The 22,501-nt window shown below is 49.7% G+C and carries 21 protein-coding genes; 7 read left to right on the plus strand and 14 right to left on the minus strand.

Features of this window, described 5'->3' with window-relative positions; all coding sequences use genetic code 11:
• Positions 1-161 precede the first annotated feature (161 nt).
• Both VV1_RS19855 and VV1_RS19860 read left to right on the plus strand, forming a co-directional pair.
• The gene (locus VV1_RS19855; protein ID WP_043877668.1) at positions 162-1,118 is read left to right on the plus strand and encodes a GntR family transcriptional regulator; all 957 of its coding nucleotides are present in this window, start codon (positions 162-164) and stop codon (positions 1,116-1,118) included.
• Between the two features lie 337 nt (positions 1,119-1,455).
• Positions 1,456-3,612 (plus strand): TonB-dependent receptor, encoded by a 2,157-nt coding sequence (locus tag VV1_RS19860; protein WP_011081920.1) that lies wholly within the window; start codon positions 1,456-1,458, stop codon positions 3,610-3,612.
• 262 nt (positions 3,613-3,874) lie between these two features.
• Here VV1_RS19860 and VV1_RS19865 read toward each other — a convergent pair whose 3' ends face one another.
• The 12 genes from VV1_RS19865 to VV1_RS19920 form a co-directional block, all read right to left on the minus strand.
• On the minus strand, positions 3,875-4,729 hold the full coding sequence (locus VV1_RS19865) for a tagatose bisphosphate family class II aldolase (protein ID WP_011081921.1): 855 nt from the start codon (positions 4,727-4,729) through the stop codon (positions 3,875-3,877).
• Positions 4,720-5,913 carry an N-acetylglucosamine-6-phosphate deacetylase gene (gene nagA, locus VV1_RS19870; RefSeq protein ID WP_011081922.1) on the minus strand — a complete coding sequence of 398 codons (1,194 nt, stop codon included), beginning with the start codon at positions 5,911-5,913 and terminating at the stop codon, positions 4,720-4,722. Before nagA ends, VV1_RS19865 begins: the two co-directional genes overlap by 10 nt.
• Positions 5,903-6,358, minus strand: a complete 456-nt coding sequence (agaF, locus tag VV1_RS19875) for a PTS galactosamine/N-acetylgalactosamine transporter subunit IIA (protein WP_011081923.1) — start codon at positions 6,356-6,358, stop codon at positions 5,903-5,905. Before agaF ends, nagA begins: the two co-directional genes overlap by 11 nt.
• Positions 6,359-6,438: 80 nt before the next feature.
• Complete coding sequence (gene agaE, locus VV1_RS19880; protein ID WP_011081924.1) at positions 6,439-7,323, minus strand: PTS N-acetylgalactosamine transporter subunit IID; 885 nt, start codon at positions 7,321-7,323, stop codon at positions 6,439-6,441.
• Entirely contained in the window at positions 7,313-8,089 is a 777-nt protein-coding gene (gene agaW, locus VV1_RS19885; RefSeq protein WP_011081925.1) for a PTS N-acetylgalactosamine transporter subunit IIC, read from the minus strand. Before agaW ends, agaE begins: the two co-directional genes overlap by 11 nt.
• Positions 8,090-8,105: 16 nt before the next feature.
• Entirely contained in the window at positions 8,106-8,579 is a 474-nt protein-coding gene (gene agaV / locus VV1_RS19890) for a PTS N-acetylgalactosamine transporter subunit IIB (protein WP_011081926.1), read from the minus strand.
• An 11-nt stretch (positions 8,580-8,590) separates the two neighbouring features.
• Positions 8,591-9,766 carry an AgaS family sugar isomerase gene (locus VV1_RS19895; protein ID WP_011081927.1) on the minus strand — a complete coding sequence of 392 codons (1,176 nt, stop codon included), beginning with the start codon at positions 9,764-9,766 and terminating at the stop codon, positions 8,591-8,593.
• Positions 9,766-11,073, minus strand: a complete 1,308-nt coding sequence (locus VV1_RS19900; protein ID WP_011081928.1) for a D-tagatose-bisphosphate aldolase, class II, non-catalytic subunit — start codon at positions 11,071-11,073, stop codon at positions 9,766-9,768. The genes VV1_RS19895 and VV1_RS19900 overlap by 1 nt, the downstream gene beginning before the upstream one ends.
• An 8-nt stretch (positions 11,074-11,081) precedes the next feature.
• Positions 11,082-11,870 carry a transcriptional repressor AgaR gene (gene agaR, locus VV1_RS19905; protein ID WP_011081929.1) on the minus strand — a complete coding sequence of 263 codons (789 nt, stop codon included), beginning with the start codon at positions 11,868-11,870 and terminating at the stop codon, positions 11,082-11,084.
• Positions 11,871-12,201: 331 nt separating this feature from the next.
• Positions 12,202-12,972: a transcriptional repressor AgaR gene (gene agaR, locus VV1_RS19910; RefSeq protein WP_011081930.1), complete on the minus strand. Its 771-nt coding sequence runs from the start codon at positions 12,970-12,972 to the stop codon at positions 12,202-12,204.
• A gap of 88 nt (positions 12,973-13,060) precedes the next feature.
• Positions 13,061-13,975: a DMT family transporter gene (locus VV1_RS19915; RefSeq protein ID WP_011081931.1), complete on the minus strand. Its 915-nt coding sequence runs from the start codon at positions 13,973-13,975 to the stop codon at positions 13,061-13,063.
• A gap of 101 nt (positions 13,976-14,076) precedes the next feature.
• Positions 14,077-14,790, minus strand: coding sequence for a helix-turn-helix domain-containing protein (locus VV1_RS19920; RefSeq protein WP_011081932.1), 714 nt, complete (start codon positions 14,788-14,790; stop codon positions 14,077-14,079).
• Between the two features lie 176 nt (positions 14,791-14,966).
• On the opposite strand from VV1_RS19920, the gene VV1_RS19925 reads away from it, so the two are divergent.
• On the plus strand, positions 14,967-15,746 hold the full coding sequence (locus VV1_RS19925; protein ID WP_043921183.1) for a phosphotransferase: 780 nt from the start codon (positions 14,967-14,969) through the stop codon (positions 15,744-15,746).
• Between the two features lie 55 nt (positions 15,747-15,801).
• On the opposite strand, the gene VV1_RS19930 is transcribed toward VV1_RS19925, so the two are convergent.
• On the minus strand, positions 15,802-17,001 hold the full coding sequence (locus VV1_RS19930; protein ID WP_011081934.1) for a type III PLP-dependent enzyme: 1,200 nt from the start codon (positions 16,999-17,001) through the stop codon (positions 15,802-15,804).
• Between the two features lie 444 nt (positions 17,002-17,445).
• On the opposite strand from VV1_RS19930, the gene VV1_RS19935 reads away from it, so the two are divergent.
• On the plus strand, positions 17,446-18,345 hold the full coding sequence (locus tag VV1_RS19935) for a LysR family transcriptional regulator (protein WP_043921184.1): 900 nt from the start codon (positions 17,446-17,448) through the stop codon (positions 18,343-18,345).
• A 143-nt stretch (positions 18,346-18,488) separates the two neighbouring features.
• On the plus strand, positions 18,489-20,456 hold the full coding sequence (locus tag VV1_RS19940) for an alkyl/aryl-sulfatase (protein ID WP_011081936.1): 1,968 nt from the start codon (positions 18,489-18,491) through the stop codon (positions 20,454-20,456).
• 124 nt (positions 20,457-20,580) lie between these two features.
• Here the strand turns inward: VV1_RS19940 and VV1_RS19945 are convergent, their stop codons facing one another.
• On the minus strand, positions 20,581-21,117 hold the full coding sequence (locus VV1_RS19945) for a GNAT family N-acetyltransferase (protein WP_011081937.1): 537 nt from the start codon (positions 21,115-21,117) through the stop codon (positions 20,581-20,583).
• A 141-nt stretch (positions 21,118-21,258) separates the two neighbouring features.
• Between VV1_RS19945 and VV1_RS19950 the strand changes: the two genes are divergently transcribed.
• Together VV1_RS19950 and VV1_RS19955 are read left to right on the plus strand one after the other, a co-directional pair.
• Positions 21,259-21,792, plus strand: coding sequence for a dihydrofolate reductase family protein (locus VV1_RS19950; RefSeq protein ID WP_011081938.1), 534 nt, complete (start codon positions 21,259-21,261; stop codon positions 21,790-21,792).
• Positions 21,793-21,885: 93 nt separating this feature from the next.
• Positions 21,886-22,494, plus strand: coding sequence for an exopolysaccharide biosynthesis protein (locus VV1_RS19955; protein ID WP_011081939.1), 609 nt, complete (start codon positions 21,886-21,888; stop codon positions 22,492-22,494).
• Positions 22,495-22,501: the final 7 nt, after the last annotated feature.

Genomic DNA, 22,501 nt, shown 5'->3' on the forward strand with positions numbered 1-22,501 from the left:
AGTTAAAAGAAAATCTCTTGCCGCAGAAGGCTTAACGTTGGCCTTCTGTGGTCACTGTGGCGTGACTTTTTCGATTGTATTTTGGGAACTAAAAAGCAATAAATGGCAATAAGATAAATTTGTGTTTACCATGTGGGGAAAACACTAAGCCTATGTCACTCATGGAAAAAGCCCCCATCACCAAACTTCAGCAAGATTTGTTCAATCAAGTGGTCAGCAAACTCAAAGCCGACGATGCGAAAATCGGCGCCAGCCTGAATGAATCGTCATTGGCTAATCAGTTCCAAGTATCGAGAACTCCGATGCGCGCCGTGCTCAGCTACATGTCTGCCTTAGGCATCGCTAAAGCTGTGCCTAATAAGGGATTCACGTTACAGATCGATGCTCATGCCATTCAAACTAACGAGAATGCCGACAATAAAACATCTCGTCAGGAGAAACTGTATCTTAGGTTGCTGATGGATCTCTTCTTTGGGGAGATCGCCGCGGCGTTTTCAGAAAAGGAGCTTCAAGAGCGCTACAACGCCAATCGAGGCGAGATACAAAGCGTGCTCCGTTTGCTCGAAAATGATGGTATCTTGCGCCGAAGCCCCGGCTATAAGTGGCACCTCGACGGTGTTCTCAATACGCTGGAAAGGCACACCGAAAGCTACCGATGTCGGCTGATTTTCGAACCAGCAGGCTTGCTCGAACCAAGTTGGTTAGCCGATCTCAATGCATTAGAGCAGTGTCGTGATCGTCATCTGCAAGCGATTCAAAAACCAGACACCGTCAGCGCCAGCGATTTGTTCAGCCTAAGTGCGGACTTTCATGAGCTGCTCGCCGCCTGCTCAGGCAACCGTTTTTTACTGAGCAACATGCAGCAGCATAATCGCATGCGCAAAGCGACCGACCTGGTCTCAATGCACATCCAAACGTCAGTCATTAAATCTTGCCAACGTCGGCTTGAGATCCTCGAGCTGCTGCTTGAGGGCAAAAACAAAGAGGCGGCAAAAAAACTCACTCAGCTGCTAGAAAATGATATTCGTGTCATGCAGCGCACCTACAGCAATGTTATCCATCTCTCTCTGTCGGAGCGGGAAAAGCTGGTCAACAGCATCACCCACACCGACATCTAACTCGCTTAGTCGTGCGCCAATTAAAACCTGCATGCCCCTTAGCTTAAGTCGCTTAGCTGAGGGGATAATTTCTCAACGCGAGGCTCCCCTTCTAGTTCCTCCCTACTCGCCCCTTGTCCCTCTCACCTAGTCCCTCGTTCTTCGTCCCTCTCTCCTCTCCCAAAAAACCATCGCCATCAGCGCTATTGAGTTAAAAGAAAATAATTCGCATTTGCATATTGTATTTTCACAACAGAAATACAATAATAACAATTCTTATTTAGATTAATTACAAGCCTTCGCGCCGCTCAAACCTTGGATTTGTGCCGCTTTATAATTGATAAACATAGAGAAAATAATGACAGCAAGTAAAGGGAAGTTCCCTCTATCAACCATGGCACTTGCGATTATCGCCGCAAGTACTGCACTGACTGCCCAAGCACAAGAAACCTCAACCAACGACAAAATGGTGGTGGTTTCAAGCCGCACTCCAAAAGCGATCAGCGATATTCCTGGTACGGTTTGGTATATCGAGTCCGACAAAATTGAACAAGAATACCGCGGTGGTAAGACTCTTGGCGATATTCTGGCATCGGCAATTCCGTCTCTGGACGTCAGCAGTGGCGCTCGCACCAACCTAGGCCAAAACCTACGTGGGCGTAAGATGTTGGTAATGATTGACGGCGTTTCTCTGCAATCTTCACGCTCCATCAGCCGTCATCTTGATTCCATCGATCCATTCAACGTTGATCGTATCGAAGTGTTGTCGGGTTCCACTTCCATCTATGGCGCAGGCGCCTCGGGTGGTGTCATCAACATCATCACCAAAAAAGCGCACAGCGAAGAGCTTGAGTTTGAATCGTATGTGGGCGGGACTTCTGGCTTTAACTCCGGCGAAGATTTTGACTACAAAGTGGCTCAGTCTATTTCTGGCGGCAATGAAAAGGTTCAAGCACGCACCTCTGTGGTTTACACCGAAACACAAGGTTTCTTTGATGCTAACGGCACCATTGTGACACCGGATATCTCACAAGGCTCACTGCAGTTTAACCAAACCGTCGATTTCTTAACCACGGTTGGCGTTGACGTGTCAGAGACGAAAAAGCTGAACTTTCTAGCGCAATACTATGATAGCCAGCAAGATTCGCCATATGGCCTGTACATTGTCGGCAGAGACTTTGTTGATGTGCGTAAAGGCTTTGAATCTGACCGTGAGCACGGCACCAAGCGCATTATGCTAAGCGCCTCTTATGCTGATGCACAGTTTCTTGGCCAGCAGCTCATCGCAGAAGCCTCGTACCGCAAAGAAGACCAAACTTACACACCTTATTATCAATCTTCTGGCCAACAGATTACCGACGTGATCTCGCTAAAAGCGGCACTGGCAAAAAGCTTCGACAAGCTCAACATTGTCTATGGCATCGATGCCTACCAAGACAAGCTCGACAGCAATCAAGCGCTTTACGATCCCACCATCGCTAACAATTCCGGCAATTTGGTGAACAAGACTTACGCCCAAGTGGGCCGTTATCCTGGCGTGGAAGTGAGTTCGGTGGCGGCTTTTGCTCAAGTCGATTACGCCATCACCGACGAATGGAGCGTTGAAGGCGGTGTTCGCTACCAATACATGTTGAACAAGATCGATGACTTCGTGGGTTACAACCAACAGAAGAAAATCGCCGCAGGCAGTGGCACCTCAGCCGATGCGGTACCCGGCGGAGAAACAGATTACAGCGTTGCACTGTTCAATTTGGGGACGATCTACCACCTCAACCGCGACTCACAAGTTTGGGCTAACTTCTCGCAAGGTTTTGATCTAGCCGATCCAGCCAAGTACTACGGGCAGGGTAATTACACGCTTGTTGGCGATCACTGGCAACTGAACGACAGCATCAATGTCAATCAGTCAAAAATGTCAGGGATTAAGACCAACAGCGTCGAGTTGGGCTACCGCCTAGAGAGTGGCGATGTGAATCTGCAAACTGCGGCATACTACTCGCAATCCGACAAGAACATTAAGTACAACAAGACCACCTTGCTGATTGAAGAAATCGAAGACAAAAAACGAGTCTACGGTTTAGAAGCGATGCTCTCTTACTGGATTCATGACAACATTCAGTTGGGTGCTTCTGGTCACTATGTGGTCTCTGAAGTGAAAGTGGACAAGGGCTGGGAAGATTACGATGCGGGCTACGCTAGCACGTCGAAGGCCAACGCTTGGGCCGGTTGGAGCGATGCCAATCTCAACGTTAAACTGCAAAGCCAAACCATGTTTGACTACGAAGATGCGTCCAACAACAAGCTCAACGGCTACACCCTGTTTGATCTTGTGGGCAGCTATCAGCTTCCTGTCGGTAGCTTAGGTTTTGGCATTCAGAACCTGTTGGATAAAGACTACACCACCGCTTGGGGTCAACGCGCACAGCTGATTTACTCAGCACACTATGAATCCGCCGCTTACGACTACAAAGGCCGTGGCCGTACATACACGCTCAATTACCAAGTGAAGTTCTAAGATATGTAGGTTTTAGGTTTAAAGATGGAACCGCTCTCGATGGGCGGTTTTTTGTCTCCGCCACCGCGAAATATCTGCAGGATTAACCTACCGAAACAGATTACGCTTAACTCAACGCTTCTAAGAAATGCGAGCGCTTTGATGGGTTCGAAGTTGTTCAAAGCCTCTCCCCTCACAAAATTTACAGTGTAAAAAAGGGCACTGTTTCCAGTGCCCGACTAATACCAAATTAGGGGGAAGTATTAGTAAAGTGAAACGGTAATTACAGTTTACCTTCGCTGCCACACATGCGGATTTTATCCATCACCACGCGTTTCATCGCCGCTTTACCTGGGGTGATGTACTTTCTGGGATCATTTGCATCTGGGTGTTCAGCGAAGTGCCCTTTGACCGCATCAGCAAAGGCAATTTTCAGCTCAGTCGCCACATTCACTTTGCATACGCCAAGCTCAATACAGCGACGAACCATCTCATCTGGCACACCAGAGGCACCGTGTAAAACCAATGGAATGTCGACCACCGAACGGATTTTCTCTAAACGAGCGAAGTCGAGTTTTGGTTCGGCTTTGTAGAGCCCGTGTGCAGTGCCAATCGCCACGGCCAACGAATCAATGCCAGTGCGACGAACAAACTCAGCAGCAGAGGCAGGATCCGTCATCAACGCATCGGCGCTGTCGACAATCAAATCGTCTTCTTGGCCACCCAAGCGGCCCAACTCAGCTTCGACACTGGCGTCGAAACGGTTGCAGTACTGCACCACTGAGCGAACAATGTCGATATTCTGGTCAAACGCATGGTGTGAACCATCAATCATCACCGAGCGAATGCCGTGCTCCACTTTGTTGCGGATGTCTTGCAAATCTTCATGGTGATCCAAATGCAGCACCAAAGGAATCGAATGCTTGTGCGCGGCTTCTTTACAAATGCTGATCAAGTAATCGGTACCCGCGTAATCGTAAGTCCCTGGCGTGCCGGCTAAAATCACCGGCGATCCCATTTCCGATGCGGTTTCAACCACCACTTGCACCGTTTCAAGGTTATGAATATTGAAGGCAGGAACCGCATAGCCACCAAGTTGCGCGCGTTTTAACATTTCGCGAGAAGAAATCAGATACATAAAGCCTCCTGACGAGGGGAAACCACGGCGTCAAACACCAGACGACCATTCACCCACGTTTTATCAATTGAGAAATCGGAACCTAAAGCCACCATTGAAGCGCGTTTGCCGACTTCTAATGTGCCTAGTTGATGTTGAATGCCTAACGATTTGGCGGGCGTGTGTGACGCCATCAACCACGCTTGCTCAAACGGCAAATTGAGCCAGCGTTGAATATTTTTTACCCCTTCAATCAGGGTTAATGTGCTGCCCGCGAGCCCCCCTTCTTGAGTCGTGACCACACCTTGTTTCATCTCCACCTGATATTCCCCCAAGGTGTATTGGCCATCGGGCATGCCTGTGGCGCACATGGCATCGGTAATTAAGGTCATGCGTGAGCCACAGCAGCGGTGCGCCACTTCAATCGCCGCGGGATGAACATGATGACCATCGGCGATCATCTCGACATAGCATTCAGGGTGAAGTAGCCCCGCCCCGACCACTCCGGGGTCGCGATGGTGTAGGCCTCGCATGCCGTTGTAACAATGGACGATGCCCTTTGCGCCCGCATCAAGCGCGAGTTTGACCTGCTGGTAACTGGCGTCGGTGTGGCCCAGCATGACGCTAATGCCTTGGTTGGCTAAGTAGCGAATCGCCGCCAGAGCCCCCTCTTTTTCCGGCGCGAGTGCCACTTTCAACAGTTGGTTGTCACTGTAGGAAATCCAGTTATCCAGTTCTTCCACCGCCAACTCGCGGAACCATTGCGTTGGGTGTGCGCCTTTGTTCTTCTCGGTGAAATAAGGCCCTTCTAAATACGCACCGAGGATCTCGGCCCCCTCAACGCCTTGCTGCTTGCTTTTCGCCACTTGCGCTAGTGCCGAGCGAATCTTGGCCACTGGCGCAGTGACCGTGGTGGCCACAAAAGCGGTGACGCCTAAGCTGGCGAAGTATCGCGACATGGTATTTAAACTGGCATGTGTTGCGTCCATCACATCGCACCCTTGGCTGCCATGGACATGACTGTCGATCAAGCCGGGCATTAAGTTCACAGCGCCCAAGTCGGTCACTGTTCGATGTTGTTGCGGGTCATATGCCGCTATCGCGCTGATGTTGCCTTGCGAATCCACACTGAGCACCGCGTCTTGCAACCAGTGATCACCGTGTAAAATTCGCTGAGCGCGATAGTGTTGTTGTTCAGATGCCATCTTCTTCTACCACTGCACTCGGTTGTGTGGCGGCTTGTTGCGCTTTCAGTGCCATTTCCGCCGCTAAAGAGGTGATGCCACGATGGCCACATTCCACCGCCATCTCACGAAACGCGGTTAAGGTCAGCTCGTCGCGCTCAAGCAACATTTCGGCGGCCATTTGCATGTTGGTGCCCGTCACGACTTCGATATCATCGCGCTCTTGGCTCAGCAAGGAAGCGGTACGAAATGGTGTGCCGCCCAGTAAATCGGTGAGAAAAACAATGCCATCACCGCTGTCGATTTCCTCAATCGCTTGGCGCATGGCCACTTCCAACTGAGGCGTGGTCATCTGCTCTGGGAAATCGAGGAATCGAAACTGCTCTTGCTCGCCAATCACTTGTGCAATGGCTTGAGCGATGCCAGAGGCAAACCCGCCGTGACCCGATAAAATTACCGCTATCATATTTGGTTCCTTCTTGGGGCTGGCGTACCAGCCCCGTTTTTACTGCGTTATCTTTCGTTGTTGTTGCGATGTATCCGCGCTTATAGGAAGCCCATAAAGCGACCCACGACACCCAATGTCACCGTGATGGCAATCAGTTTGAGTGGGCTCCAACCACGTTTCACCAATGCGTACATCGCCAAGGTGTAAAGCAGTGGTAGGAAGGCTGGCATTAGCTTGTCGATCACATCGGCTTGCAGTTTCACCACGGCGTCACCGGCGGTAATTTCTGCGGTGGTTGAGAGGCGAACGTAAGTGGCCACCAGCGCACCAATCACCGTCATACCCACCATGGAAGCAGCGTGACCCACTTTCTTGGTGTTGGCTTTGATCATCGGAATCGCCGCCACACCCATGCGGTAGGCGTAGTGCGCCAAACCGAAGCGCAAACCAAAATGCACCACGTTAAACAAGACGAAGAAGAACACCGCGCCCATGATGGAGCCTTGTAGCGCAAGGTCCGCGCCGATACCGCCACAAATTGGCAGCAGGGTTAACCAGAACATCGCATCGCCGATCCCGCCCATTGGCGCGCCCACGGCAATTTTGGTGCTCTGAATACTGTTGATGTTTTGTTTTGAACGCTCCATCGCCAGTACGATGCCCATCACGAAGGTGACAAGGAACGGGTGAGTGTTGAAGAAGCCCATGTGCCCTTGCATCGCTTTGGAGAGATCGGCCTTGTTGGTGTGAATTTTCTTCAACGCTGGCAACAAGCCGTAAAGCCAACCAGACGCTTGCATACGTTCAAAGTTGAACGAGGCTTGCAGTAGCAAAGAGCGCCACGCCATGCGGTTGATGTCTGCTTTCGTCAACTCAGCGCCAATCTCTTTGTTCTCATATTCGTCCGCCGCCACGCCGGGAGCCGGTCTTACGTCTGGATTCACGTTGTCCAGATCCATTTGTTTGATTACGTTAGATTCCATCTTCAAGATCCTCAGCAGGGGCAGTCACAGGAGTCGGTTCTGATTTGCGCATAAAGTCGATAATCGCCATGGCCGTGGCCGCAGAAGCGATCGCCAAGATAGGCAGCTCAAGCCAAGCGGCAGCAACAAAACCTAAGATGAAGTAAGGGATGTAGGCATTCTTCATCATGATTTTCATCAGTACCGCGAAACCGATAGCGGGCATGATGCCACCTGCCACACCTAGGCCATCAATCAGCTCTTTCGGTAGGGCAGAAACCATGGTGCCTGCGTGTTCTGCACCAAGATAGATAGGTAAAAATGCGCACAGGAAGTAGAAGGTGCCAAGCACAGCAAGCGCGAAGTAGTTAACGCGTTCAATGCCATCGGTGTCGGCGTTTTGTGCGTATTCGTCACACTTCGACATCACGGCAGACATCGCAGAGAAGAGCAACGTGATGCCCATTTGCACCGCAACGGCGAACGGTACCGCCACGCCAACCGCCACGTTCGGTTCCACTTTGGTGGTGATGGCAAAAGTGGTGCCCACAATCGTACCGATGATAACGTTTGGTGGCTGCGCACCCGCTAAAGGCGCCAAGCCCATCCAGATCAGTTCTAGCGTACCGCCCACCAAAATACCGGTTTGCAGATCGCCCAAGATCAGACCAACGAGAGGACCCAAAACCACAGGTCGGTGGAAGTGAGTCAAGCCATTGAAGAGGTCAAGACCGGCCAGAAAGGCCAGTATGCCTAGCAACAATGCCTGTAAGAGTCCTATTTCCATGATAGATGTCCTTTTATCAGAGTAGAGTAAAGAGATCGGTTGCACTTTCTGTTGGGACGCCCTGAATGGAGCAGCGCACGCCTAGTGCTTTTAGTTGTTGAAAATCCGCCACGTCTTCGGCATCGACCGAAACCGTTTTAGAAATCTGTTTTTTACCGTCGGCGTAATGCATGTTGCCGACGTTGATGTTTTGGATCGGCACGCCCCCTTCCACCAACTGGCGAAAATCTTTCGGTGTACGGCACACCAACAAAATGCGTTGGCGATCGGCCGCTTTGTGGATGGTGTCGATGGTTTTCTGCACCGTCCAAAAACGGATGGCAATGCCATCAGCTAACACCATCTCCATCAGATTCTGTTGAATGGTGTCTTGAGCAACGTCATCGTTCACCACCACCACGATATTGGCATCAGCAAACCCGACCCATTGCACGCCGACTTGGCCATGGACTAAACGTTCATCAATACGACTGAGTACGATATTTGGCATGTTCAATTTCCTTATAGATTCGAAGTAGATGGTTGTGGACGATTGGTGTGAAACGGGTAAATGGTGACCCCTTGAACCACGCGGTTCACTTCCCCTGTTGGGCATGGATTGTCAGGGCCAAAGCCAAGCTGGAGCGATTTTTCAAACGCCAGCATTTGGCAAAATAGGATGTATGGGAAACAGAGCCAGCGGTCGCCAAGGCCGAGCTGCCCTAACTCGAAGACGTGTTCTTCACTCAACGGTTTTTCCGTTAAGGCCACGTGGCGCAGGGCTTGGTTGTCGCGGCGAATTTCGCGCAGCAGATCCAAGTCATACTGGCGGGTGTAGTCATCACTGGACAGCAGTTGAACCACCAGCGCTTTGTCATTAATGGTGAATTTTGGCCCATGGCGGAAACCCAGCGAGGAATCAAACGCGGTCATCACTTTGCCTGCGCTCAATTCGAGAGATTTGAGCGAAGCTTCGCGCGCCAAACCCGCAAAACCGCCACTGCCAAGTACGATAAGCCGTTCATACGGCAGCGCGGCTAGCTGTTTGACCGCTTCTGGCCATTGCGTCAATTTGCTTTCGCACAAAGCCGCCGTCGCGAACATGGCCTCCGCTGAGAATTCACCAAGCAAGGCTAACGTCGACATCAACATGCAGCTAAAGCTCGATGTCATGGCAAAGCTCTTGTCGTTTGAGCCCTCGGGCATCAACACACACAGCGCATTGCTGGCTTGCTGAGCATAGCGAGAGAGTGCGCCTTCGCCATTGCAGGTCAAAAACAGGTGGTAAGCCTCGTCGACTAACTGATCAACCAGTTTAACGGCCGCCACGCTCTCTGGGCTGTTACCAGAGCGCGCATAAGAGACCAGTAACGTCGGGCGAGTGGGATCCAAATATTGTTCAGGGTTGGAAACCAAATCCGTCGTTGGAATCGACGCCACTTGAAAACGCAGATCGGCTTGAATAAACGGCAGCGCCGCATCCCCGACAAACGCAGACGTGCCCGCGCCTGTCAAAATAATGCGTAGATCTTGGCGTGCCAGCAACGGCGCAAGAAACGCTTCAATGCTTGGCGCTTGCTGCTGCAGAATCTCCGCCAATGCACGCCAAAGTGCGGGCTGATGGCTGATCTCTTGCGCGGTATGAATGCCGTTGTGCGCTTCAAGCCAAGTGGATGAATAGCCTAAAAAAGTCGTCATTAGATGGTCTCCTTGCATACCGCTGCATTGTGGTAACACGCGTCGGAATAGAGCTGCGTGACCTCCATAATTTTGTGAATGATGATGTCAGCGGGATGGTTACAAATCTGGTTCTGGGCAATGGCTCGTGCCTGCGCTGGCAAATATTGGCTCAGCAGCGTTGTCGGCAGAGGCTGGGAAATAAGGTGCGTAAACATCGCTTGTTGCGCCGCTTGCACCGCTGGGTGTGTCCAGTAGTAGCGAATGCGGTCGCTCAAGCTGTAATTGCAATCAAGAAACTGTTGATGGCCTTGGCTTTGATAATGAGAACGCCAATAGTTGGGCTGTTCATGCATCACTTGTTCAATGGTGTCACGTAGGTGTGAGGCCTGATGAACACCCAGCCACTCTTTTTCAGCGCGATCGAGGGCAAATAGCGCTTCACGCAGTGCAAACGTTAATGCTGGGCCCACCTTCAAAATCGCAAAGTGATCACGAACAAGCTCATGATAAGCCGCCGGATTTTGGTAATCGGTCGAGTGTGCTTCAAACACCAAATGCGGCTGAGTGTCGATCAGCTGGCTCAGGGCTTGTGCTTGATCACTTTGATAGTGATGCACATGGTGGTGATCAAACTCCACCCCTGGCTGCACCACCAAACCAATCACGCGAGGCCACACGTAGCCCAGCCCTAAATCACTGAACGCTTGGTGATGCGCGTCAAGCGTCGCCAAAGCTTGCTCTGGTTTGGTCACTTGCAACTCATGTTCTTGCAGCGATTCCAACGCGCCGCCCGGAGTTGGCACTTCCGTCCCCACAACATACAAAGGCGCTTCGCCCCCACGCGCTTGCCACGCTTGCTCGGCGACTAAACAGAGCTGCGCAGCGCGCTCGGCCATCACTTGCTCACTGAGGGGAATGGCATCGCCTTCACACGCCATGGAGCAATCGAGGTGAATTTTGTTAAAACCCGCCATCACGTAATCGTGAATCAGTTGTGCGGAGTACTCCATCGCTTGTCTTGCGGGTAAATGCTGCCAACAGTTTGGACCAAGATGATCCCCACCCAGCACCAAACGCGCTTTCGGGAAATTCAAACGCTCCGCTAAGGTCATTACATAGTCGGCAAACACTTGTGGTGTCATCCCGGTGTAGCCGCCAAACTGGTTTACTTGGTTTGAGGTTGCTTCAATCAGCACCAACTGACCATCACGCGCCGCTTGTTTGATCGCCGCTTCCAACACCAAAGGGTGTGCGGAACACACTGAGTAAATGCCCTTCGCGTGGCCTTGTTTGTGTTGCTGAATTAAAGAAAGTAGCGTTTTCATGTTTGGTCCTAGTTCAACTTACGGTTTGGCGCCATTTGGTCGGCGAGAATCACTTCAACCCCCATCGCTAGAAGCGCTTCATGGGTGGCATGAGGAATGTGGCTGTCCGTCACCAGCACATCGATTTGGTTGGCAGCGCGGATCATGCAAAAGCTTTTGCGGCCAAATTTGCTCGAGTCGGTCACTGCAATCACTTGTCTCGCCACATCGCACATCGCGCGGTTCACTTGCGCTTCGTGGTTGTCCGGCGTGGTAATGCCCGCTTGCAGATCAAAGCCATCCACACCTAAAAACAATTTGTCGAACAGGTAAGTGCGGATCTGCTGCTCACCGTGATGCCCTGTCAGCGAGCAAGAAGCACGGCGCAGACTGCCGCCAATGACGTGCAGTTCCACGTTGTCGTTGTGACTCAGTTGGTACGCGGTGTTGAGGGCATTGGTCATCACCACCAATTTTTTCTGGGTAAGGTGCTGAGGCATCAAAGCGATGGTGGAGCCGGAGTCCAAAATGATCGCCTCACCATCCCCGATCAGTTGCGCGGCGGCATAAGCAATCATCTGTTTGATATCGCGATTGATTTGATCTTTGCGATAAAGCGGCTGGTCGAAAGCAAAGTTGGGATTGAGATTGGCGCCACCATAACAGCGGAAAACGCATCCCTCTTTTTCCAAGAGATTGAGATCATGACGGATGGTGACTGCCGACACATTAAACGCCAAAGCAAAATCGTCGACTTTGCCACTGCCGTGTTGTCGGATGTGAGACATAATTCGTTGTCTACGCTCTGCACTGGTCATCACTTACTCGCCTTTCGTTACCTTTCACTTTCCATCAGAAAGCTTTCGCTCTCTTTTCGTTGTTATTAAAACAGGGCTAAAAAATGAAAAGTGAAAGGGAGATCACAGTGGGTAACCTTTCGTTTTTAGGTCAAAAAACCTTTCGTTTCACGCAAAGTGAAAGGTTTTACTTTCACTCAAACGGCAGAAAAACCCACCAAACGTAAGGAAAATAAGAAAAACGGAGAAATGAAAGTGAAAGAGAGAGGATTGGTCAAAATAGCGGCAGGATTTCACATCGAGACCTGCGTAAGATCACACTTTGTGAAATTGAGAGAAAAATAGACCTGCTTTAAAGCAGGTCTACAAGGCGAACATCCACCCCCATTTCGGTGAGTTCTCGGTGGTAATCTTCGGGGATGCCACTGTCGGTGATCAGCATATCCAGTTGCTCTGGGCGCGCAATCAGACAAAAACTTTGCCGATCAAATTTGCTTGAATCGGTAACCGCAATAACCATTTGTGCTGCCTCAACCATTCTGCGGTTAATGCTGGCTTCGCCAGAATGCGGCGTTGTCACCCCCGCCAGTTTGTCAAAACCATCAACCCCTAAGAACAGTTTGTTGAAGCGAAATTGCCCCAGCAATGCCTCACCCGATTCGCCATGTAAGGAATAGGAGTTTTTGCGCATTAAACCACCTGTGACAATCACTTCGATGTTGTCGCGGTTGGCCAAGTGGTAGGCAATGTTGATGGCATTGGTCATCACTTTTAGGTGCTGTTTTTCCGTCAAATGAAAAGCAATTTGCTCCGTGGTTGAACCGGAATCCAAAATCAAGGTATCGCCATCTTCCACCAAAGAAGCGGCGTATTGGCCTAATAAGCTTTTGATGTCTTGATTGATCTGTTTTTTATCCTGAAGGGGCTTATCAAAGGCGAATTGGGCGTTGATCATCGCCCCACCATAGCAGCGCGTAACACAGCCTTTTTTCTCTAGAATATTGAGATCATTACGAATCGTCACTTCAGAAACCTGATACTTCACCGCAAAGTCGTTCACCGAACCACTTTGATGTTGCTGAATATGTTTAAGAATCGCGTCGCGGCGCTCGTTGGATGTCATACGTTCAATTTGGCAATTTTGTAAATGTGGTCGCAGTTTAGCAGTTGTTGGTCATGGTCAAAAGAATGCATACCATCTGGGTTTGCGTTCAGTCACTTTTTGCTGCACTTTGCATCACCAAACACCCACCGATGAAGGTGATGCCAAGCCAGCCAAGCGGTGAAATGGACTCGCCGACAACCCACACCGCTAATAGGCTGGCGATCACCGGCTCAAACAAAGTGAGTAAGTTGGCGCTGTGTACTTCAACATAACGCAGCCCAAAACCAAACAATAAATACCCTACGCACATCGGCAGCAGCGCCATGTAAATTGCCACGCTGGTATTCAGCGGAGTGGCCAATAGCTGATCGCCTGTCCACGCTAAACTGGGTAACAATAAACTGGCACCAAGCGCAAAAATCGCCCCCACTGCCGCTTGGGATTTTACGCCTTGTAAAATCATCGCTTTGGCCACCCAAGAGTAGATCGCATAGGCCAAACCGCCCGCCAAACCGAGCAAAATGCCCAGCATATAATTTGCGCCACTTTCACCATGTAGAGGAGCTTTTGCCGTGGCCAATAACGTAATACCCAGCACGCCAATGGCAAAGCTGAGCCACCAGCGTCGCGAGATGTTCACACCTTGGCCAAAAAGACGCTCTAACATCACAGTAAAAAATGGCGCACTGGCGATGGAAATAACCGTACCTACCGCCACGCCCGCCAGTTGCATTGAGGTGTAAAAGGCCAAAGGATAAACCGCTAAGGCAACGGCACTTATCAGCAGAGGCCGCTTGAACTCAAGCAAAATGCGACATTGATAGACGATGGCACGACGGGCCAAAAACGCTTGCAACAGCCCGCCAAAGCCCATCGCAAATGCACCTATTGCTAATGGCGATACCGATTGTGTCAAACTGGCTGCCGTACCTGTCGTGCCCCAGAGCACACACGCCAGCAAGATCGCCCCACGTCCTTTCGTCTTAGAGGTGATGGAGGAAGCCAATGCCAAATCCGTCATCAGGGTTACTCTTTTTGTTAAATGATGACGATATGCTAACCATAGAAGAACAGAATAACTTGGCCAAAAGGACGTATTAGTTGATTGTAGAGACGCTCTTTTTAAGCGCGACAAAAGGCTCTGGGCGACAAACCAAAATGTCGCGAGAAACGGCGACTGAAGGCAGAGAGGTCACTATAGCCCACTTGCTCGGCCACACGTTGCACCGGTAAATCGGTATGAGTCAGCAGGGCTTTGGCTTTTTCCATTCGCAGCGCGGTTATGTATTGCAATGCACTCTCACCGACGCTCTCTTTAAAACGCTTTTTAAATTGGGTTGGGCTTAAGCACGCCCGATTTGCGAGCAACTCAATGGTGAGCGGCTGGTCGAGATGTTCCACAATGTAGCTTTGCACCGTACGTATCCGCGGCTCCACCACCTGCTTTAAGGCTTGTTGAGTCAACAACATCGAGAAAACATCAAGAATCGACGCTTCAATGCCACTGTCGACTTGGAACTCAAGCTGTTTTTCGACAAAAGAGAGAAAGCTCTGTAATGGGGGGGTAATGCGAAAAACTGGCATCTCACTCTCGTGCAGATGTACAGGCAAAGACAAGAGATCCGCAACGATAAAACGAGCCTCTTCATCGGCTTTGAAAGCATGCTGACGACCCGCGCAGATCACAACGCAGTGACCAACGACCACTTTACCCGAGTAGTGCGGCATGGTGATTTCGATGCTGCCCTGTAAAGGCAAAACCAGCTGATGGTAGTCTTCATGAGTGTGGCTCTGCAGTTGCTTGGTGTACGCGCGAATGCTCAAGCTGTTTTTCATCGGTTCATTTCCATTGAGACGAAAGGGCCAGTATATCGGTGGCATCACTGACTGAGCAATTAATCAGCGAAAATGCGCTTTGGTTTTGACGGCTTTACTGAATTTGTCGTAAAACAGACCTTCATCACCCAATCAGCCGTTCAAATTGCAGTATGACAACATGAGAATAAGCCGACATGAGCAATAAAGATTTATCAAAAATGGGCGCGGCAAAAGTATCGCTCGTCAACCACCATGGCCAACCTTGTATTCAAAAGCAGGGCGCTTCAGCGGTTGAAATTCACTTTTATCAACATGCAGCAGACAAACTTACCGGTGTGAACACACCTCGCTTGTTGGACGTGTGTAACGATACCTTGTATATCGAACAGATTCCTCACCAAGTGACCCTGGCCGACTTGCTTAAAAATACAAACACTTTTGAGCAGTTAGCAAGTATTCATCAAACACAATATCGCCCAGACTTCGCTGTAAAAACACACCGTTGGCAAGCCGAAGACACCGAGAAAGCATTACGCTCGCTGGCACTATCTAATCAAAATGCAAACAGCATACGCGCACTACAAACCATCAGTGGCGAGATCTTCGAACACGACGGCTTGATCTCAGGTGATTCTAACGAGGGCAATTGGGGCACTCGCGCCTCAGGAGAACTGGTTTTGTTTGATTGGGAACGTTTTGGCTTGGGCAGCCCTGCGATTGATCTGGCGCCGTTAGTACGTGGCCTTGGTAAACTCACTGACTACCATGCTATCGCAAGTCTGTATCGCCAACACAACCCTCGCCTATCCAACGACACCCTTGTTCGGCAACTGATCTTGGTAAAAGGATGGCTCATCGTTGAAGTGACCAATTTGCTCGTTAGCCGAGAAAAACAAGAGGCCAAGATGTACATCGATTGGTACCGTAAACAGATACCAAACTGGCTCAAAGAAGTCGAATCAGGATTGTCGTAACACAACGAAAAACGCTCACCGAAGTGAGCGTTTTTGATATTCGAGTGTGTTTGGCTTAGCCAATCATGCGTTCGCTGCTTGCAACAAATTCATTCAGCGCAATAGTTTGAGCGCGTTTAAAGAAGTTAAAATCGGTCGCGGTTGCACTGGTGTAGGCACCCATGGTGCGGCCAATTACCAAATCGCCATTGTTCAATTTTGGCAGCAGAATGTTTTCTGCAATCACATCCACGCTGTCGCACGTTGGGCCAGAAAGTACGCTTGGGATCAGCTCGCCACCTTGTTTGATGGTGGTGAGCGGATAACGCGCATCGTCAAACATCAAACCACTGAACGAGCCATAAATACCGTCATCCAAGTAGTACCAAATTTGCCCTTCACGCTCGGCTTGCCCCATCACTGAAGCCACACTGGTCACCGCAGGTGCACAGATAAAGCGACCCGGTTCAGCCAAAACGTGGACCGTTTCTGGCAACAAGCTTAGCGCTTCATTAATTGGCGCGCAGAATTGATCAATCGGCATCACTTGTTGGGTGTAGTTCACAGGGAAGCCACCACCAATATCAAGCGTGCTCAACGCTGGCAAACCGCGTTCAACCACTTGTTCCATCACATGTCGGCAAGTGTGGATCGCTTCAACATACTTGTTTGGGTTAGTAGTTTGTGAGCCCACATGGAACGACAAACCTTTGATGCGAATATTCCACTCTTTTGCCGTTTCGATGATCACTAATGCCTGCTCTGGTGAACAACCAAACTTCTTCGACAAGTCAGCAAACGCTTCTGAATTGCGGAAGCTCAAGCGCACCAATAACTCGACGTCATCGCGATACGCTTTGAATTTTTCCAGTTCATTCAAGTTATCCACTACAAATACGTTGCAACCGTAAGCCAGTGCATCACGAATATCGGCATCACGCTTGATTGGGTGAGTGTGGATAGTGAGATCCGCCGGTACGCCTTCAGAAGCGACCAACTCCACTTCCCCTGTTGTTGCAAGGTCGAAACTCGCCCCTTCTGCTAACAAAGTACGCACCACCACTGGGTGTGGCAGCGGTTTTAATGCGTAGTGCAGCGTCACGTTTGGCAACGCGTTTTTCAAAGCGCGGTACTGCTGACGAATCACATCGCAGTCCAATAGCAAGAGTGGCGCACCAAATTGCTCAACCGACGCTTCGATCAAGTGGATTTCTTCTGCGCTTAGCACTGGTGAAGTTAGTGAATGAATATCAAAAATAGATTGTGAATGTGCCATAGCAAACCTCCAAAGTAATGGGGCACTTTTCATACATAAGAGATGAATGGGTATGAAAAGTGGAGCGTCAATAAAAGCGCTGGTGCGCCGTCAAAGTCACTCTTGGATAGTTGCTCTATCGCCTTGCCACATAAAACAGCTGTGATGTACTCGGATTGGCTATCATCAAGAAGCGATGCGATAGTAAGGTCATAATTTACTCAGCGCAATAAAAAATGTCCCAAGAAAGGTAACAATTTTTTGTTGTCAGGATTACATCTCGCAATGGATAAATATTTATATAATTTGCTTATATATTTAGGTTGGCGTGTTTAAAGGAATGAAGTAGCCCACCAACTTTAGAAATAGGGTTTGTGCTCACCGAACATCACTTGAGCCAAACGGACGAATGGGTAAAAATCAACGTTTCAGCAGCGCACAAGATGGGCACCTAACGAGATGACGATGGATCTAAACTTACTGAAAACCTTTGATGTGGTGATGAAAACGCGCAGCGTAAACGAAGCGGCAGAAACGCTGGGCATTACCGCCCCAGCGGTCAGCCACGCCCTGAATCGCTTGCGCGAGCAGTACCAAGATCCGCTCTTTATTCGCCAAGGTCGGGGCATTACGCCAACGAATTTTGCCATTGAGCTGCATGCTGAAATCCAAGAGCCACTTAGCCTGCTGCTTAATGGCGCTAAATCCCGTCAGCAGTTTAATCCTGACACCAGCCATCGCACTTTTCGTCTCTCCAGTCATAAAGACATCGATTTAATGCTGCTGCCTCCCTTGATGGATCACCTCGCGCAGCACGCTCCAAACGTCAAGCTCTGTGCCGATGTGGAACATTTAGACGAGCGCGATCGCCAAGCGGATTTGCGTACCCGCAAAGTGGACATGATTCTCGCCACTGTGCCGTTTGATGAACACGGTTATCACAACGAATTGTTGTTCGAACTGCCTCTGGTGATGGTGTGCCGCCAAGATCATCCACGCATTCAAAACACCATCACTCATCAACAGTTTTTTGCCGAGCAGCACTTGTTGTGGGAAACCAAACGGCAAAACCAAGACATCGTTGACTCACTGGCGCTGGAGCCACAACCACAAAGAAACATCGCCTATAAAACCGGTTCCAGCTGCAACGCCATCATGATGGCAGCACAAACCGATTGGATCTGCGTCACTGGCCAATGGCATGCCGATTTGATGGCCAAAGCGCACCAACTGCAAGTGATGCCGCTGCCCTTTAAGCTTAATAAGTTGCCTATCTACATGACATGGCACCATAGCCAGCAACAAGATTCCGGACATCAATGGCTTAAGAGTGCTCTGATGCAAGCAACTGCGACATTTCGTTAACGATGTTGAAGGCTAACGCCAAAGTGGATTAAATAAAACTAAATTTACTTTTCAGGCTTAGTCTATCGATTGTTTAATCCACACTCATTAATCTCTCCTTAACGACGGATGCTCAACGCGCCGCTTTCAGAGAGAGATAAACCATGAAACGACAAAAATCGATTGTATCGCTAGCGATTATCGCCACTCTATTCCCAGCTCTAACGTTCGCTGCCCCAACCAGCAGCGAGCCTAAACAAGCTTCTTCGTTCACCATCGAGAAAAACAACCAACTCAAAAGCTACCTCGACTTCGCCAATCAAAGTGATTTTGAAGATGCCTCACGCGGTTACATTGCTACTTGGCCAGAAAAAACCATCAAAGACGCCAAAGGCAATGTGATTTGGGACTTCAGCAAATACGACTTTGTTGAACAAGAGAAGAACATTCAAACCGTCAACCCTTCACTGCTGCGCCAAGCAAAACTGAACAACATCGATGGCTTGTTCAAAGTGAAAGAGGGCATTTACCAAGTACGCGGTTTTGATCTCTCGGTGATGACCTTTATCCGCGGTGACAAAGGTTGGGTCGTGATCGACCCACTCATTTCACCAGAAACCGCCGCGGCAGGGCTGAAATTGCTGCGTGACAAAGTGGAAGATGCGCCGGTAACGGGCGTGATTTTCACCCACTCACACGTTGACCACTTTGGTGGCATCCTTGGCATCACCAGCCAAAAAGCGATTGATGCTGGTAAAGTCGATATTCTTGCGCCAGAGGGCTTTTTCTCTCACTCGATTGCCGAGAACTTGATGGCAGGCAACACCATGTCGCGTCGCGCTTCTTACATGTATGGCAACCTGCTTGAAGCGAGCAGCCAAGGGCAAGTGGATGGCGGTTTGGGTAAAACCACCTCATCCGGAGCGCCTGGCATCGTGAAACCAACGCACATTGCCAATATCACCGGGCAGAAAATGGCGGTCGATGGTGTGGAACTGGAAGTGATCATGGCGCAGGAATCCGAAGCTCCGTCAGAATTTATGTTCTACTTCCCACAATACAAAACCATGATGGCGGCGGAAGTAATGACGCACACCATCCACAACATCTCGACACTGCGCGGCGCGAAAACACGTGATGCTTCTTCTTGGGCTGAATACATTGACCAAGCGCTGAAAACTTACGGTGACAAAGCCGATACCATGATCGCCTCTCACCACTGGCCAACCTTTGGCAAAGAGAAGATCCAAACTCAGCTTGAGAAAACGCGCGACATGTACAAGTTTGTCCATGACCAAACCCTGCGTCTCGCCAACAAAGGCTATACACCAAATGAGATTTCAGCAGAAATTACCCTGCCAGATTCGCTAGGCAAAGAATGGTACAACCGCGGTTACTACGGCACGGTATCGCACAATGCTCGCGCGACGTACGACTTCTACTTTGGTGCATGGTGGGATGGCAACCCAGCCAACCTAAACCCGCTGACACCAAGTGAACAAGGCGCAAAATACGTTGAAGCGATGGGCGGGGAAGAGAAAGTGATAGAACTGGCTGAGCAAGCAGTGAAAAACGGTGAATACCGCTGGGCGGTGACACTGCTTAACAACGTGACTTTCTCCAACCCAAACAATATGGACGCTCGCTACTTAGAAGCGGATGCAATGGAGCAATTGGGTTATCAGGCGGAATCTGGCCCTTGGCGTAACTACTATCTTGGCGGTGCGAAAGAGCTGCGCCAAGGCATCAAACCCGTCGCAACGCCAGACACGGCCGCAATTGCTAAGAATATGCCGTTTGATCAGTTCATGAAGTATCTCGGCGTGACGGTAAAACCTGACGCGGCGAATGGCCTCGATATCAAAGTGAACATCAATGTCAAAGGCGACGGCCAATACTCGATGGAGCTGAGCAACTCGGTATTGAAATCGTACTCTGGTAGCCAATTTGATAATGCGGATTTGACCATTAACTTAACCCGCCAAGCGTTTGAGAAAATGCTGACCAAGCAAGCGACACTGCAAGATCAGGTCAAAGCCGGTGAGTTTAGTGTTTCAAACCAAGCGCAGTTCCAAACGCTGATGTCGGTCTTTGATAAATTCGACATGTGGTTCGGTGTGGTAACACCATAAGAGTAACGCCATAAAGGTAGCCTCATTCTAACGACAAAGCCCGCGAGTCACATCGCGGGCTTTTTGCGTCGAAATCCACCGTTTGGGATGCAACTCGGCGACACCATCGTTTTCTCTATCATCATCACCAAAATTGCGGATCGCAAAACGCCGCCACACACGTCACAGGCCCTTTTAAAACGGGCAGTGCTTCACCTGTTAGCGACTGTGCTTGCCAGCCGTGAGGAAATTGCAACGAGTACGGCGCAGCGATGGTTTGGGTATCAACAGGGACAAAACCTGTCTTGTGATAAAAGTTCGGATCCCCATACGTGACGGCAACTTCAACGCCTTGTGCTTTGATCTCCTGCAAGCCGAAAGCAATTAACGCTTGTCCAATTCCTTGACCATGACAGGAAGTGGCCACAGCAACCGGAGCCATCACAAACACGGGCGTACCACAGGGGTAATGCAAACGAGTAAACAAAATCGCGCCCACCACCGCTTCACCCTCCGCTGCGATATAGATAAAAAGATCGTCATTGTGCGTTTGCTCGATCAAATCCGACGCCAGTTGGCCAATCAACTGCCCTTCAGCTTCACCTTCCGAATCGGTAAAGGTTTGACAAAAAAGTGTTTTTATCGCTTCAATCGCGCTCTTATCTGCTAAGGTATAGTGCATCGGGAGATCCTGTATCACAACAAACGTGCCGTCATTATAGCGGATTTCCTATCCCAAATTGGGACGCTGCACACCATACTGACAGTAATTGTCAGTGGGTTGTGACACCCTCAGCCCTCAATCACCTACTGGAGAAAATCGATGTCCAACATTGTCTACATTGCCACCAGCTTAGATGGCTATATCGCAGGACCAAACAACGAAATGGACTGGCTGCATCAAGTGCCCAATCCAGATGGTTCGGACTTTGGCTTTGCCGATTTTATGGCCAGTGTTGATGCGTTGGTGATGGGCAGAAACACCTTTGAAATGGTGCTCAGTTTTGGCGTGGAATGGCCTTACAACAAGCCGGTTTTTGTGCTGAGTAATACCTTGAAAAGTGTGCCAGAAGGCTATCAAGACAAGGTATTTTTGGTGCAAGGGGCGTTACCAACGATGGTTGCACAGCTACATCAACAGGGCTATCAACGCCTTTATATCGATGGTGGAAAAACCGTGCAGAGTTTTTTGGCCGAGGATTTGATTGATGAGATGATCATCACCACCATTCCTGTGCTGTTAGGCGCTGGCATTCCACTGTTTGGCCGCTTACCAAAGGCGTTGAACTTTAAGCATATTCATGCTGAACGCTTAGCGGACCACATGGTGAAAAATCACTATGTCAGAGTGCGTTAAATAACATACAAAAAAATCAACAAGAAGAATTGATGAGAAAGGCAATCTACCCTACGATGGGCGCGTTAAAAACACCAATAAGGATATTCGACTTTGGAACCACAAGGAGATGACAATAAGGCGCTATTTGCTGTACCGGAAAACCAGCGTAGCAGAACGTCAGATGTCATCGTTGAGCTGATTAAACAAGCTCAATCTCCCGGAATTACCTTGAGAAACTTAACCGATCGATTGGGTGACCGAACCTTCGGTATGTTACTCATGCTCATCGCATTATTTAATGTCCTTCCGCTCGTTTCGATTATTGGCGGAATCTTGATAGCAACACTCGGGTTGCAGATGATTTTGGGACGGAGAAAAGCGTGGCTACCAAGTGTCATTTTGGATAGAGAACTGCCCAACGAAAAAGTACAAGCGATTCTTCGAGCGTTCGAGCCCAAGGTACGTAAACTTGAGCAGTATATCTACCCTCGAATTCAGTACATGGAAGCGCCTGTCGTCGATCAAGTGAACGGTTGTATTATTCTGCTACTCGGTTTACTGATATCGCTGCCTTTCCCATTTACCAATATCGCACCGGCATTTGTGGTGATGATCATGGGGCTTGGTTTGATGGAACGTGACGGTTTATTGCAAATTGGCTCATTCTTACTGGGGATGCTGTCCATCGGTGGAATTGGCTATTTTTTGATTCTTTCTTAATAAAAAA

Source organism: Vibrio vulnificus CMCP6, from assembly GCF_000039765.1.
Taxonomy (GTDB): domain Bacteria; phylum Pseudomonadota; class Gammaproteobacteria; order Enterobacterales; family Vibrionaceae; genus Vibrio; species Vibrio vulnificus_B.